At 64.8% G+C, this 14,309-nt stretch carries 16 protein-coding genes; 8 read left to right on the top strand and 8 right to left on the bottom strand.

Features of this window, described 5'->3' with window-relative positions; all coding sequences use genetic code 11:
* Positions 1–60 precede the first annotated feature (60 nt).
* Together EN781_RS08430 and EN781_RS08425 are read right to left on the bottom strand one after the other, a co-directional pair.
* Positions 61–723, bottom strand: coding sequence for a helix-turn-helix transcriptional regulator (locus EN781_RS08430; protein ID WP_126059388.1), 663 nt, complete (start codon positions 721–723; stop codon positions 61–63).
* Between the two features lie 7 nt (positions 724–730).
* Complete coding sequence (locus tag EN781_RS08425; protein ID WP_126058804.1) at positions 731–1,603, bottom strand: S1C family serine protease; 873 nt, start codon at positions 1,601–1,603, stop codon at positions 731–733.
* A gap of 168 nt (positions 1,604–1,771) precedes the next feature.
* Between EN781_RS08425 and EN781_RS08420 the strand changes: the two genes are divergently transcribed.
* Positions 1,772–2,722 carry a trypsin-like peptidase domain-containing protein gene (locus EN781_RS08420; protein ID WP_126058803.1) on the top strand — a complete coding sequence of 317 codons (951 nt, stop codon included), beginning with the start codon at positions 1,772–1,774 and terminating at the stop codon, positions 2,720–2,722.
* 48 nt (positions 2,723–2,770) lie between these two features.
* On the opposite strand, the gene EN781_RS08415 is transcribed toward EN781_RS08420, so the two are convergent.
* The 3 genes from EN781_RS08415 to EN781_RS08405 all read right to left on the bottom strand — a co-directional run bounded on the left by EN781_RS08415 (position 2,771) and on the right by EN781_RS08405 (position 6,293).
* A complete protein-coding gene (locus EN781_RS08415) occupies positions 2,771–4,156 on the bottom strand; it encodes a hypothetical protein (protein WP_127399901.1) in 1,386 nt (461 codons plus the stop codon).
* Positions 4,131–5,576, bottom strand: coding sequence for a patatin-like phospholipase family protein (locus EN781_RS08410; RefSeq protein ID WP_245492563.1), 1,446 nt, complete (start codon positions 5,574–5,576; stop codon positions 4,131–4,133). The genes EN781_RS08415 and EN781_RS08410 overlap by 26 nt, the downstream gene beginning before the upstream one ends.
* Positions 5,577–5,867: 291 nt before the next feature.
* Positions 5,868–6,293 (bottom strand): VOC family protein, encoded by a 426-nt coding sequence (locus EN781_RS08405; protein WP_126058801.1) that lies wholly within the window; start codon positions 6,291–6,293, stop codon positions 5,868–5,870.
* Between the two features lie 66 nt (positions 6,294–6,359).
* Here EN781_RS08405 and EN781_RS08400 point away from each other — a divergent pair, with 66 nt between their 5' ends.
* On the top strand, positions 6,360–6,986 hold the full coding sequence (locus EN781_RS08400) for a TetR/AcrR family transcriptional regulator (protein WP_126058800.1): 627 nt from the start codon (positions 6,360–6,362) through the stop codon (positions 6,984–6,986).
* On the opposite strand, the gene EN781_RS08395 is transcribed toward EN781_RS08400, so the two are convergent.
* Positions 6,919–7,875: a LysR family transcriptional regulator gene (locus EN781_RS08395; protein WP_126058799.1), complete on the bottom strand. Its 957-nt coding sequence runs from the start codon at positions 7,873–7,875 to the stop codon at positions 6,919–6,921. The genes EN781_RS08400 and EN781_RS08395 overlap by 68 nt on opposite strands.
* Positions 7,876–7,984: 109 nt before the next feature.
* Between EN781_RS08395 and EN781_RS08390 the strand changes: the two genes are divergently transcribed.
* The 4 genes from EN781_RS08390 (at position 7,985) to EN781_RS35190 (ending at position 12,749) form a co-directional block, all read left to right on the top strand.
* Complete coding sequence (locus EN781_RS08390; RefSeq protein WP_126058798.1) at positions 7,985–8,626, top strand: FMN-dependent NADH-azoreductase; 642 nt, start codon at positions 7,985–7,987, stop codon at positions 8,624–8,626.
* Positions 8,627–8,794: 168 nt separating this feature from the next.
* Positions 8,795–10,177, top strand: a complete 1,383-nt coding sequence (locus EN781_RS08385; RefSeq protein ID WP_126058797.1) for a 3' terminal RNA ribose 2'-O-methyltransferase Hen1 — start codon at positions 8,795–8,797, stop codon at positions 10,175–10,177.
* Complete coding sequence (locus EN781_RS08380; protein WP_245455420.1) at positions 10,174–11,973, top strand: polynucleotide kinase-phosphatase; 1,800 nt, start codon at positions 10,174–10,176, stop codon at positions 11,971–11,973. Before EN781_RS08385 ends, EN781_RS08380 begins: the two co-directional genes overlap by 4 nt.
* Complete coding sequence (locus EN781_RS35190; protein ID WP_245455792.1) at positions 11,868–12,749, top strand: hypothetical protein; 882 nt, start codon at positions 11,868–11,870, stop codon at positions 12,747–12,749. The genes EN781_RS08380 and EN781_RS35190 overlap by 106 nt, the downstream gene beginning before the upstream one ends.
* An 11-nt stretch (positions 12,750–12,760) precedes the next feature.
* Here EN781_RS35190 and EN781_RS08375 read toward each other — a convergent pair whose 3' ends face one another.
* Positions 12,761–13,054, bottom strand: coding sequence for an HlyU family transcriptional regulator (locus tag EN781_RS08375; RefSeq protein ID WP_126058796.1), 294 nt, complete (start codon positions 13,052–13,054; stop codon positions 12,761–12,763).
* Between the two features lie 67 nt (positions 13,055–13,121).
* The gene (locus EN781_RS08370; protein WP_126058795.1) at positions 13,122–13,763 is read right to left on the bottom strand and encodes a TetR/AcrR family transcriptional regulator; all 642 of its coding nucleotides are present in this window, start codon (positions 13,761–13,763) and stop codon (positions 13,122–13,124) included.
* Positions 13,764–13,925: 162 nt separating this feature from the next.
* On the opposite strand from EN781_RS08370, the gene EN781_RS35185 reads away from it, so the two are divergent.
* Both EN781_RS35185 and EN781_RS08365 read left to right on the top strand, forming a co-directional pair.
* Entirely contained in the window at positions 13,926–14,075 is a 150-nt protein-coding gene (locus tag EN781_RS35185) for a hypothetical protein (RefSeq protein ID WP_245455419.1), read from the top strand.
* A partial coding sequence (locus EN781_RS08365; RefSeq protein ID WP_245492564.1) for a PspA/IM30 family protein occupies positions 14,021–14,309 on the top strand: 289 nt, incomplete at its 3' end. The genes EN781_RS35185 and EN781_RS08365, both read left to right, overlap by 55 nt.

Genomic DNA, 14,309 nt, shown 5'->3' with positions numbered 1-14,309 from the left:
CCGTACAAGCGCAGGAAGCCGCCATTCGCAGGCCGGCCTCACCGGAATATCAATAGGCCCTCAGACCAGCACCAGCCCCTGCCGCATGGCGATGGCGATCGCATCGGTGCGGTTGGCGGCACCGAGCTTGATCAGGATCGCCGCGACATGGAACTTCGCCGTGTGCACGGAAATGTTCAGCCGTCGGGCGATCACCTTGTTGGGCGCGCCCTCGGCAAGGAGCGCCAACACTTCCGCCTCGCGAGGCGAAAGCGTTGGCCGGGCATGGTTTGTGTCGGCACGATCCTCGTCGAACGGATCGCTGTCATGGAAGGAGAGGTCGTCGTGCCGACCGGCCAGCGGCCCGCCCGCGCCCGAAATACGGTAGCCGGCGGCTGCAAGCCGCGCGGCAGCGGCGATCAGCAATTCGTCGGACGAAGCGGGCAGCACGGCAAGCACGCTGTCGGCGGGCTGTTCATGATCGGGACGCCGCGACAGCAGCACCCTGGGCAGCGCAGCATCGATCGCCCTGCCCTCCAGGCCATCCTCGTCGATGATGGCGACATCCACGGCCTGTCCTGATCGGTTCCCGGCCATGACCGGCAGCAGATCGCCGGTTGCGGCGAGCGCCTCGGATAGTTGCTCGGCCCGCGCGGCGCTGCCGAGCGCGATCAGCACGGTCAGCCGCCGCTCTGCGGCGGCCTGATCCGCCTTCCTGTGGTTTGCTATCGCCGCGACCGCCATCATGCCCTCAGCTCAGCGGCTTTTCGCCGATGGACACGGCAACATCGCGCGCCTCGCCGGCGCGCACGACGCCGAGCGTCACCGACGCTCCGGCGCTGTCCGGCCCGAGCTTGCGGATCAGGTCACGCGGGCCCTGCACCGCCTCGCCGTTCCATGCCACGATTATGTCGCCGAGATGCAGGCCGGCGGCCTTGGCCGGACCGTTGTCGTCGAGGCTCATCACCATCGCGCCGTGGGTGTCGCTGTTGTGGACCGGATGCAGGCCGGCGCCGAGATAACCGCGCGCGACGTGGCCCTTCTCGCGCAGCGTCGCCACCGCCCGCTCGATCGTCTCGTAAGGCATGACCAGTGCCCGCCGGCGCGGCCCGAACAGGAGCATGCCGATCAGCCCGCCCTTGGCATCGAGCACGGGACCACCCTCGAAGCGAGAGCCGGCATTGACGGCGAGATTGATGCGCCGGTCGATCGTGCCGCCGCGCATCGAGCGCCAGGCCGGACCGACCTCGCCGACCGAGCCGAACACGGCAAGCGCCGCGCCGTCGCTGTTGCCGACGGTGATGGCGACATGGCCCGGCCGCACCGCATCCGCTCTGGCGAGCGACGGCGCATTTGCCGCGTCGGCCGGCTTCAGTAGGGCGACCCCGGTCGAGGGATCGCGGCCGACAAGCTCGGCCTTGACCGTTTCGCCCGAAGTCAGCGTCAGCTCGATCTCCTCGCCCGCCTCCACGACTTCCTCGGCGGTGACGAAATAGCCGTCGCGCCAGTGGAAGGCGCTCGCTGTCCGATGATGATGGGTTGCAAGGCTCGCCGTCGCCGGCGCGGCCGCTGCCGCGAGATCGGCGATTGCGTCGGAAAATGCGCTCAAATTGAAGTCGCTCATCATGGTTCTCCTGGGTTTGCGGTTACCCAGATATCGTTCGACAGCGCGCTGGCCGGTACTCGCCTGATGGCCAGTTGGCCTCACGACTGGCCATCTGGTCAGGTCGCGGCTGTCGCAGCCGCTCCGCACATATAGTCACGATCAAGCCTGATATCACGGAGCCCGCTCATGGCCCTCGCCGCCGCCAAACTCCAAACCGACGACACGCTGCTCGACGCCTATTCGACGACCGTCGCCGACGCGGTCGACCGCATCGGCCCTGCCGTCTGCCGCATCGAGCGCATCGGCGGCGCGGGCGGCCATGGCTCCGGCTTCGTCATCACGCCGGACGGGCTGATCGTCACCAATTTCCATGTCGTCGGCGACGCGCGCGCCGTGCGCGTCACCATGCCGGACGGCGCCTCGCGCGAAGGCCGCGTGCTTGGCCGCGACCCCGACACCGACATAGCGCTGGTGCGCGCTGACGGCAGCTTCGCCGACGTCGCACCGCTCGGCGACTCCAAGCGCCTGAGGCGCGGCCAGATCGCGATCGCCATCGGCAATCCGCTCGGCTTCGAATGGACGGTCACCGCCGGCGTCGTCTCCGCGCTCGGCCGCTCGATGCGCGCCTCGACCGGGCGACTGATCGACGACGTCATCCAGACCGACGCGGCGCTCAACCCCGGCAATTCCGGCGGGCCGCTGGTGTCGTCGGCGGGCGAGGTGATCGGCGTCAACACCGCCATGATCCACGGCGCGCAAGGCATTGCCTTCGCCGTCGCCTCCAACACCGCCAATTTCGTCATTTCGGAGATCATCCGCTTCGGCCGCGTGCGACGCGCCTTTATCGGCGTCTCCGCCGACACCACCAATTTGCCGCGCCGCGCCGCCCTTCTGTCGCAGGTCTCGAGCAGCACCGCCGTGCGCCTGCGCAGCGTCGAGAAGAACAGCCCGGCAGCAAGGGCCGGGCTGAAGGAAGGCGACATCATCGCCGCGATAGATGGCCGTCCGGTCACCGGCGTCGACGACCTCGTGCGCATGCTCGACGCCGAGCGCATCGGCCGCGAGACGCTTTGCACCGTGGTGCGGCGGACCGGCGTCAGCCAGGTCGCGGTGACGCCGGTGGCAAGGCCGAACTGAGCGACCTGCTCGCAACGCCCCGGTAATCACCGGGGCGTCCTCGATGCGCTATCTGATCTCTTGCCCCTGATTGCCCAGACGCATCTTCAGCAAGGCAACCAGACTTGCCTGCGCGCTGTCCTCGGCGTTGATCTCAGCCGTATGCGGCCGTTCGCGAAGCGCTACCCGCATGGCGTGGAATCCAAGTGCGCGATAGGCCTCCATCTGCTCTTCCGAGAAGAACTGATCGCTGGTCGATTCATGCGGGAAAAGCGGGTATCGGCGCTCGTAATCGAGGACATAGTCGGGCTCATCGCCGGTAACCGACGCCTTGACGTAGACAAGGATGCCTTCGACCGGATCATTCTCGTAGAGGATCTTGCCGACCGCGAAATGCCGCAGATGCAAATCCGATTCCGGCGGGACTATCTTGGTGCGGTTGGCGTCGCGCGCCAGCGCCGCGTCCCTGACCGGTCGCCAGTCGAGCGAGATGCGCACGCCGAGATCGATCCGCGCGAAGCGTTGGACGTCGGTGAAGGCGCCGAAATTCACGCCGGCATCGGCCTCGGCGTCGACCACGATGATCAGCTTGCACCTGCGCTTGAGCAGTTGGTAGAGGCCGATATTGTCGATGTGGCCGCCATCGGTGATGTAGACCCGCGAACTGTCGGACCTCAGCTGCCCCGTCGCCTCCGCGAGCAGATACAGCCGCAGGATGTCTTCCCAACTGCGCCGCGAGGGCCGCTTTCCAAGCGCAATCCCGCTCGGGTTTGGAAGCCAGAACCCCAGGCGCAGGTTGAGCAGGGCAAGCGTCGGCCCAAGCAGGCCGAGGCTGGTGCGACCCATGCTCGACGAGATGGCGGCGCCCGAAATCGCCGCCGCCGCCGCGAGGTCCAGCTGCCCCTCCGCCTTGGCCATCGCTGTCGAGGACGCATATCCGGTCGAGGTGCTGCCGACGAAATGTTTTGAAAACAGGAAGAATTCGGCGTTGCGCCCTCTCTTGCTCGGGTCGGCCTCGGGAAGGCTGTGGACTTGCACGGCAGGTGGGGGCGCGATTGGCCGATGGTGGCCCGGCAGAATGATATCCGGCCCGCCCCACCAGGCCCTCAACCTTATGGCTGCGGCAACCTTGGCGCCCACCCAGCGAATCGCGCGGACGAGAACGGACCTCTTCGGAGGCTCGGCCGTTTGCCCGGCATCCCTGGCGCGGCGCACATTCAACGTGCCGTTTATCAACAGATAGGGCGCCATCGCGCCGAGGGCATCCAGAGCGATGTCGGCCTGATCTTCGCTGCCGCCGAGGCGAAATGCCTGCCGAAGCCGGTCGCGGTAAAGGCGGTGCAACCCATTGGCGTTCTCGGTGAAGTTGAAGGCCACAAATGTGACGATGGCGCTGATGGCCAAATAGTTGAGCAGTACGGTGGATTCGTCATGCTGCCAGACACCTTTCGCCATCCTGGCTGCCACGGCGAAAATGGCTGAGCCTCATCGCGCCAAAGAAGCCACTGAGCCGGCCGGGGGCCAGATCGTCCGCGAGATAACGAACCACAAAGGTTCGCGCCGCCAGAAACAGCGCCATCGATATGACAAGGATCGTGAACAGGACGCGATTGTCGGCCGTCAGCCAGGCTGGACCGTAGGCATAGCCGCTGTCGCGGCCAAACAGCCACGACACGTCGAAGCCCCAGATCGTGATCGGCGAAAAGATCTTGATGCCCCAGATCGTGATCAACAGAAAGAAGCCGTAGATCAGCAGGGGCAGGGCGAGACCGAGTGCGAGAAACGCCGCGCGCGCCAGATAGCCGCGCAGCTGGTGTCCGATCCCCGGCGAATTCAGGGCCTTCTGCAGCCAGGAAATCAGAATGCCCCTGAAGGCGGCGGTGGCTGTGACGATGGCCGCCGCCGCCGTGATCAGCGCCTTGAGCGTCTCCATTGTCGTCTGCCGATGACCAGCCTTCGGAGAGGTCACCTCGATCAGCCACAGAATGATCTTGGGCTGAATTTCAATCAGGAGCAGGCCGGCGGTGACCAGCAGCAGGGTGCGACCGCCCTTGGCCCATCTACTGTCCTGTTCCAGGCGCTCGCCTTTGCGCGCAAAGGCATAGCTGTCGGTATAGGACCGTCGCAATCCCCAGACGACCAGCCAGACGGCGAGAACCACCATCATCGACCGCGAGAGCACGAACGGGTTGGCCACCAGCGATCGCAGGCTGGCGGCCCATCCCGCCTTGCCCCAATCGTCGCCGAAGAGCCAGTTGGCGACGTCGAGCACGATGCTGTGCCCGAGATGATCGGTGGTCGGGTTGGTCAGGATGACGAATGTCGCCAACGGCAGGATCAGCGTCAGCAACAGCAGGACATTGACCATCCAGCCGCGCATCAGAATGCCGATCGACAGCGTGATATCCTGGAAGCCGCGCGGCGCCAGGAAACGGCTGTTGTCGCGGATGTGGCCGACCAACGCGTTGTCGCGCACGTCGTCGCCCGAGGCGAAGGGAAAATCGAGCGGCCCGTCCTCGCTTTTCTTCGCTGGATCGAGTTCCAGACTTTTCGCTTGCTCGAGTTCCTGGCGCGTCATGTCGGCGATCATCGCCGATCCGATGTAGCCGCCGCCCGATACCGTCGACAGATAGTCGATCCGCGGTATGAGCTTGTACTGGTCGAGTGCCTGAAGCGCGCCGAGGCAGAACGAAGCCGATCTTATCCCGCCACCCGAAAGCGCCACGCCAAACAGCCAGGCCGGATCACCCTTGGCAACGGAATCGGGCTTGCCACCCCCAGCATCTTTCGAAGCATCCACGCCAAGCGCCTTGCGGCGAGCGAGGATGGCGTCATACTCTGATCGCAGAACCGTCTCGAATTCGTCGGTATACAAGATAGAATCGGATTTCTCTCCTTGACCGGCCATAGCTGTCCCCGACACCGCTATTGCTGATCAATACAACAGGCCACAAGCATTTTCGCAAGGATTAGCGCCGTCTGGAAAGTGAATCCGTCACCAAGATCATCCGTAACTTGAAAATCACAAGCGATTTTGACGGCATCAGGCGCCTTGCTTCGCAGATGGGAGAAGATCAGCGCGCTGACTATGGTTCATCACTTGTGGGGCAAGACGTTCGCTCAGGCGGCGGAGCCCGCAACGCGCCTGCTTTCCCGCTATCCCCATTCAGCCGCCCTCCACTTCCTGCACAAACTGCGCCTGAAATTCCGGGCTCAATGGGATCGGCTTGATCACGTCGATCAGCACGCCGTTCGGGTCGCTGGTGATGAAATGGCGCTGGCCGAACGGTTCATCGCGTAGCGAGCGAAGGATCGGAAGGCCGGCCGCCACGACACGCTCATAGACCGCGTCGGGGTCGCCAACCTCGAAATTGATCAGCAAACCTGATGTGCGGCCCCGTCCTTCCTCCGGGATCGTTTCGTGGTCGCCGTGCACGATGCCGAGATTGACCCGGCGGTCCTCGGTCGACTGCAGATGCACATACCAGTCGCTCTCGAACAGCGGCTTGAAGGCGAAATGCTCGACATAAAATTCTTTCGTACCGGCGACGTCGCCTGTCATCAGCACCGGATAGTAGCTCGTCGTCTTCATCTTTCCTTCTCCCGTCAAACAACATACAGTCTGCATGTAAATGCAATTAACATACAGGCTGCATGTATGCAACGAGAATCCGCGCGCCGCTCCAATCGCGATCGCACCGAGGCGACGCGCGCCGACCTGATCGACGCCGCGCGAAAACTGTTCACCGAAAAGTCCTATGCCGAGACCGGCACGCCGGAGATCGTCGCCGCCGCCGGCGTCACCCGCGGCGCGCTCTATCACCATTTCGCCGACAAGCAGGCGCTGTTTGCCGCCGTGGTCGAGCAGGAGGCTGCCGCGGTGGCCGAAGAGGTCGAGCGCGCCTCGCCCGCCTCGCTCCCTGCCCGCGACGCGCTGATCGCCGGCTCGGACGCCTATCTGGCGGCGATGCGGGCGCCGGGCCGCACTCGGCTGCTGCTGCTGGACGGGCCTGCCGTGCTCGGCCGATCCGCCATGGATGAGATCGACAACCGCCATGGCAACCGTTCGCTGCGCGAAGGCCTCGTCGCGGCGATGCGCGAGCAGTCCATGGCAAGACTGCCAATCGAGCCGCTGACCGCATTGCTCGCCGCTGCCTTCGACCGCGCCGCGCTTGCCGTCGAAGCGGGAGCATCGAGCGGCGACTACCGCGCCGTGCTCATGGCGCTGATCGACGGTCTGTCTCCGGCTCCTCCTCGGTCCACACGCCCGGCTCCATCTCGTTGAAGCAGCCGAGCCCTCGTTTGAACCGGTCGATCAGCCAGGCCGCAGCCGGCTTCGGGCTGCTGTCATTGCGATGCATGGCAAAAAGCGGCGAACGCGCCTCCCTGAAGACCTCGAGGTCGAGCTCCACCAGCCTGCCGCTTGCCAGATCGTCGGCGATCAGCCAGCGCGGCAGGCCTCCCCAGCCAAGCCCCTCCCGCATCAGCATATGCTTGGTGCGCATGTCGGTCAGCCGCCATGTGCGGTAGGCGAAGACGCCGAAATCGCGTCCCTTGGTGCGCTCGGACTGGTCGGTGACGACGAGCTGCGTATGTTCGCGCGCATCCTCGAGCGTCACAGGCTTCGGCAGCAGCGCCAGTGGATGGCTGGGCGCGGCGGCCAGCACGATCGACATGAAGCCGATGCGCACGAGGTGGACGTCGACCTCGCCCAGCATGCCGCCGATACCGAGGTCGGCCTGCCCGCTGAGCACATGATCGGGAATGACGCCAAGCGTGCCGATATGCAGGCGCAGCATCACGGTCGGAAACTGCGCCTCGAACGCCTTCAGCACCCGCACCAGCACCGGCGACGGCAGCGCCGCATCGACCGACAGCGCAACTTCGGCCTCCAGTCCCTGATGATGGCCGTCGACCCGCGAGCGCATCCGCTGCAGCACGCCGATCATGCGCCGCGCATCTTCGAGCATCGCCCGTCCGACATCGGTCAGTTGCGGTTCGCGCGTCCCCTCGCGCTCGAACAGTTTCAGCCCAAGCTGCGCCTCCAGGTTGGCGATACCATAGCTGATGACGGATTGCGCCCGGTTCAGCTTGCGGCCGGCGGCCGAGAAACTGCCGGTGTCGGCAACCGCCACCAGGATCTGCAACTGGTCGAGCGTCGGATTGGGCTGCATCGTTATATCTATTTTGTGGATGGATCGTATAGAAAATATACCAGTTTTTCGAATGAGTCGAGCGACCCATATTCAGCGGGACAGTTCAATCCCACTGGAGAGCCCCGCAATGTCCATTCTTCTTGTCACCTCGAGCCCGCGCGGCGCCGCCTCGCACTCGACCCGCATCGCCACCGAGCTTGCCAACAAGCTGCTTGCCGCCGATCCGTCGAACACGCTTGTCGTGCGCGATCTCGTCGCCAATCCGCTGCCGCATATCGATCCCGACTATTCGACCGGCATCAACACGCCCGCCGAGGCGCGCAGCCAGCGCCAGGCCGAAGTCGTCGGCGTCTCCGACGCGGTGCTCGACGAGCTGTTCGCCGCCGACACCATCATCCTCGCCACCGGCTTCATCAACTTCGGCATCTCCTCGACCCTGAAGTCGTGGGTCGATCACGTCGCCCGTTCGGGAAAGACCTTCTCCTACGGCGAAGGCGGGCCGAAGGGTCTCGTCAACGGCAAGAAGGTCTATATCGTGCTCGCTTCCGGCGGCATCTATTCCGAGGGCGCGGCCGTGCAGATGGATCACGCCATCCCCTATCTGCGTGGCGTGCTCGGCTTCCTCGGCATGACCGATGTCGACGTCATCCGCATCGAAGGCGTCGGCATGGGCCCGGACGCCGTTGATGCCGCGATCGCCAAGGCGTCTGCCAAGGTCAACGCGGTGGTGGCCGGAACCGCCGGCAAGCAGGTTGCGGCAGCGGCGTAACGCACGACGCCATCCCGACCGAAGCAAAAAGGCAGGCGCCAGCGCGGCGCCTGCCTTTTTTGCCCGTGGTGCCTGCTCATTCGGCCAGGGCATTGCGCCCAGTCCAGATTCAGTAGATAGCCGTGCAACGCCATTGGTTATTCTGCCGGTCTGCGCTATCGGTCGCTGATGTTCCTGTCCGTTGCTACAACACATGGTCCGGCCACAGACCTCGGTTTCTTGCTGCACAAGCATCCCGATCGTCTGCACGAGACTGAGCTCGCTTTCGGAAAGGCGTGGTTGTTCTATCCCGAGGCAACCGAGGAGCGTTGCGAGGCCGCACTTCTCCTCGATGTCGACCCGATCGGGCTCGTACGGGGCAAGGGCCAGGCGGAAGGCCTGCTGGACCAGTATGTAAACGACAGGCCATATGCGGCATCGTCCTTCCTGTCGGTGGCGCTCAACAAAATGCTGCGGACCGCGATGACCGGCATTTCAAAGGAGCGCCAGGAACTGGCCGAAAGTGCGCTGCCGCTGGAGGCCGTGGTGACACCGCTGCCGATGCATGCGGGCGAGGCTCTGGTTCGAGACCTGTTCGAGCCCTTGGGGTGGACCGTCGATCTGACGCCGATCGAGAATGTCGGGCATCGGGCAGGCAAATGGCGATACGGTCATCTCAAGCTGACCGGGACAGGCCGGCTGAGCGGCTTGCTGAACCACCTCTATGTCCTGATCCCTGTGTTGGACGACGCAAAGCACTACTGGGTCGGCGAGGCCGAGATCGACAAGCTGCTGTCAAAGGGTGAAGGCTGGCTGGAAAACCATCCCGCCAAAGACCTGATCGTGCGCCGCTATCTGCGCAATCGCGGTGCGTTGGCCCGCATCGCCCTGGAGCGGCTCGCTCCCGAGACGGCCGACGAGGCACTGCCCCCCGAAGTCAGGGACGCGCCCGAGGAAGCGCTGGAGGTGCCTATTCGGCTGAACGACCTGCGCATGGACGCGGTGGTCGATGCCATTCGGGCGACCGGCGGAACCGTCATCGCCGATCTGGGATGCGGCGAAGGCAAGCTGCTCTATCGCCTCGTGCGCGAGCGATGGGTCCACAAGCTGTTCGGGCTCGACCCCGCAGTGCGCGAACTGGAATGGGCTGCGAAGCGTCTCAAGCTGAACGAGTTCGGTGGACCGCCCGAAGGTCGGGTCACGCTGTTGCATGGATCGCTGACATACCGAGACGGCCGCTGGGCCGAGGCCGACGTCGCCGTGCTGGTCGAGGTCATCGAGCACCTCGACCAAGACAGGCTGCCCTTGATCGAACGCATCGTTTTTGGCGAGACGGCGCCAAAATCCGTGATCGTCACCACTCCGAATGCGGAGTACAACGCACTGTTTCCGAACCTGGCCCCGGGCAACTTCCGCCACCCGGACCATCGCTTCGAATGGAGCCGGGCGCAGTTCGAAGCCTGGGCTGACAAAATCGGTAAGATCTATGGCTATGCCGCCGCCTTCAGCGGTATCGGGGCTGTTGACGCCGTCCTGGGCGCGCCCACGCAAATGGCGGTGTTCACGCGGTGAGAGAGCCCGACAAGACCGACCTCGCCCTTCCCGATTTCTCGCTGGTGGTGCTGATCGGCTCGACCGGATCGGGCAAATCGAGCTTTGCCGCCAAGCACTTCCTGCCGACCGAAGTCATCTCCTCGGATCGCTGCCGCGCGCTTGTGTCCGACGACGAGACCAATCAGGACGTTTCGGCGGACGCCTTCGAGTTGATGCGCGAGATCGTTGGCAAACGACTCAAGCATCGCAAGCTGGCAGTTGTCGACGCCACCAACGTGCGCGCAGCCGACCGCAAGGCGTGGATCGAATTGGCGCGCAAGTGGCATGCTCTACCAGTCGCCGTCGTCATCGATCCAGGCGTCGACGTCTGCATCGCGCGCAATGCAGCGCGACCTGACCGACAATTCGGCGCCGGTGTGGCCCAACGCATGACGACCGAGATCCGCAAGGGTCTTGGCGGCCTGCAACGCGAGGGCTTCCGCCAGGTCTGGAAGCTTGGCAGCGAGGCCAGCGTCGATGCCGCCAAGGTCTCGCGCCAACCGCTGTGGACCGACAAGCGGGACGACTCCGGTCCGTTCGACATCATTGGCGACATCCACGGCTGCGCCGACGAACTTCAGACCCTGCTTGGCCAACTCGGCTACAGCGTCGCCTGGTCCGAGGATCGCGGCGACCGAACGGTCGTCGTCACCCCGCCGGAGGGACGCAAGGCCGTCTTTGTCGGAGATATCGTCGATCGCGGTCCCAACTCGCCCGACGCGCTGCGCATCGTCATGGGCATGGTGGCGGCCGGCACTGCCTACTGTGTCCAGGGCAATCACGAACGCAAGCTCGGCCGCTGGCTGGAAGGCCGCAAGGTCACGGTCGCCCACGGCCTGCAGCAAACCATCGACCAGTTGGATGCTCAGGATCGCGGCCTCCGAGAGGCTCTGCCGGCTTTCCTTGACGGTCTGCGCAGCCACGTCTGGCTGGACGGTGGACGCCTGGCGGTTGCCCACGCCGGCCTCAAGGAAGAGATGATCGGACGTGGTTCGGGCGCCGTGCGCGAATTCGCCCTTTATGGCGAGACCACGGGCGAGATCGATGAATTCGGCCTGCCCGTCCGCGCCGACTGGGCCACAGCCTATCGCGGCAAGACGGCCGTGATCTACGGGCATACGCCGATGCTGTCGGCGGAATGGCTCAACAACACCCTGTGCATCGACACCGGCTGCGTTTTCGGCGGCAAGCTGACGGCCTTGCGCTGGCCGGAGCGCGAACTTGTCGAGGTGCCGGCAATCCAGGTCTGGTCCGAACCGATACGTCCTTTGGGTGGATCCGATCCCGGCAAATCGGCCCAGGCCGACGCCGACGGCGTGCTCGACTATCAGGACGTCTCGGGTCGCCGCTGGATCGAGACCGAACTAAGGGGCCGGATCGTCGTGGCCGAAGAGAACGCGGCGGCGGCACTGGAAGTGATGAGCCGCTTCGCGCTGGCGCCGCAATGGCTGGTGTATCTGCCGCCAACGATGTCGCCGTCCGAGACCAGCAACCAAAGCGACTGGCTCGAGCGCCCAGAGGAAGCCTTCGCTCATTTTCGCGAACGTGGCGTCGCTCAGGTCGTGTGCGAGGAAAAGCATATGGGTTCGCGAGCCGTCATCGCGTTGTGCCGGAACGCAAGGGCGGCGCGCGAGCGCTTCGGTGTGTCAGGAAACGAGACCGGCGCGATCTGGACCCGGACGGGGCGCTCCTTTTTCAAGGATCCGCCACGACGGAAGGCCTGCTCGCCCGTCTTCGCGCGAGCGTCGATGCGGCGGACCTGTGGAACGAACTGAGCAGTGACTGGCTGCTGCTGGACGCCGAGATAATGCCCTGGTCGGCCAAAGCCGGCAGCCTGATCGAAAGCCAGTATGCGCCGGTGGCGACCTCCTCGGCCGCCGGCTTCCAGGCGAGCCGCGAGGCGTTGGCCCGGGCATTGGCGCGCGGCGTCGATGCCGCCGGCCTGAATGCCCGGTTCGATGACCGGGCCGCGCGCGCGACCAAATACGCCACCGCCTGGGCACCCTACGTATGGCCGGTCACTGGCATCGACGACCTGAAGGTCGCGCCGTTCCACCTACTCGCCAGCGAAGGACATGTCTGGTTCGACAAGGACCACGTCTGGCACATGACGCTTGCGGCCCGTCTGACTGCCGACGATGGCGTGGTGACCGGCACGCGGTGGCGTACGCTCGATCTGGCCGACGCCAATGCGTGCGCGGAAACGATCGCTTGGTGGGAGGCGCTGACCGGTTCGGGCGGGGAAGGCATGGTCGTCAAGCCGCGCGACTTCGTGAGCCGCGGCAAAAAGGGGCTGATCCAGCCGGCGTTGAAGGTGCGCGGCCGGGAGTATCTGCGCATCATCTACGGCCCCGAATACGATGCGCAGGATAACCTCGTTCGCCTGCGGGAACGTGGGCTGGGCGGCAAGCGCAGTCTGGCGCACAGGGAGTTCGCTCTCGGTCACGAGGCGCTGAAGCGGTTTGTGGCACAGGAACCGCTGCGGCGGGTACACGAGTGTGTGTTCGGCGTGCTGGCACTGGAAAGCGAGCCGATCGACCCAAGGCTGTAGCAATGATAGTCCTAGCCGAAGATTCGCTCGCCCTGCTCGTCGACCAGTTGGATGCCTTTCTTGATCGAGATGTCGACGGCATCGTCCAGGCCGGCGAAACGGTCGGCGCGGATGAAACGGTGTTCCTTCGTCACGCCGTCGATTTCCTTCGAGACCACGCCGCAGGTCTGGTACTGGCCGTCGGCCTTGTAGGGCGTGGCGCTGATCAGGAAACCCTTGTGCTCGACCTGCTTTGCCGGCGCCGCGTTCTTGGGTTCGCCCGCATCGCCGCCGCCACCGCCGAAAAGCTTTTTCAGAAAAGACATGGTTCAAATCTCCACTTTCACCTCGGCGCAAAATGCCTGCGCCGGTTCTCATTATCGCATTTAGGCGTCACGACGGTGCCGCGCCAGCATGATCCAATGTCCCGCCCCGTTCCAGCCCCTTGATGAAGACGGCGACCAGGAGCTCGATCTGCTCCCAAGTCTCGTCCGCCTGGCGCCCGGCGGAATTCGCGGCATAGCCGCTGGTGACGATGCCATGCACGCTTGACCACAAGGTGCGGGCGGCGATCCGCAGGCGGTTTTCGTCGAGGCCGAAGCGGCCGTCGGCGAGCACCCTGGCGATGATCTGCAGCAGTTCGCTGAGCCGCGCCTCATAGGCGTCCGGCTCCGCATGCGCCGGCTGGCGGCGGTTGAAGGCAAGCAAGGCCGGCCAGCTCGCCGGATGCGCCTCCACGAAGCCGGCATAGGCGCGCGCCAGCGCCAGCAGGCATTGCCGCGTGTCGGTCACCCCCGCCTTTTTGAGTTCGGCCATCGCTGCGGCGCCGGCTTCACCCAGCCGATCGAGCAGCCGCATGTTCACGGCGCGATGCAGGTCGTCGATATCCCGGAACAGATTGTATATGGAACCGACCGCGATGCCGGCCTCGGTGGCGATGGTCCTGGCCTTCAGGTTCTCCGCCCCGCCGGCTTCGATCAGATTCTCCGCGATGGCGATGACGCGCTCGCTCATCTCTTCCTTGTCCAGTGCCAAACCTTGTCTCCGCATCATCTCCGCCGCCTCTCGGGCGCGGCAACGGATGCCGGTTTACCATAATCCATTCTGCATGAACAGCGTTCAAAAAACATCTTGAACAATGTTCATCTTCTGCTACATTCCTTTTGTGAACAACGTTCATAAAGGGAGAACGAACAAATGCTCAGTCTTATCAGGACATTGCTGGACGGCGCCGGCGCCAAGGCCGAGGACCGGCTGAAGGACCAGTTCGCCGTCGACCTCTCGCCCAGCACATCCGCGATGCCGAAGCCGGCCTCGCCTGCGCCAAGCAGACGCTCGCCTCGCTGATCGTGCGTCAGCGCGCCGAACAGGCCAGCCTCGACCAACTCGACCGCCGCATCGCCGATCTGGAGACGCGCACCCGCAGCGCCCTTGCCGCGGGAGCCGAGGCCCTCGCCCACGATGGCGCTTCCGCCATCGCCGAACTGGAGAACGAACGCGAGGGCCGCCGCACCACCGTGCGCAGCCTGACCGAGAATACCTTGCGCATGCGCCTGTCGCTGGAACAGGCGCACCGACGCA

It is taken from the genome of Mesorhizobium sp. M4A.F.Ca.ET.090.04.2.1, from assembly GCF_003999085.1.
Lineage (GTDB): Bacteria > Pseudomonadota > Alphaproteobacteria > Rhizobiales > Rhizobiaceae > Mesorhizobium.
The sequence above is the reverse complement of the archived record's forward strand: the minus strand, read 5'-3'. Positions and strand labels throughout refer to the sequence as shown.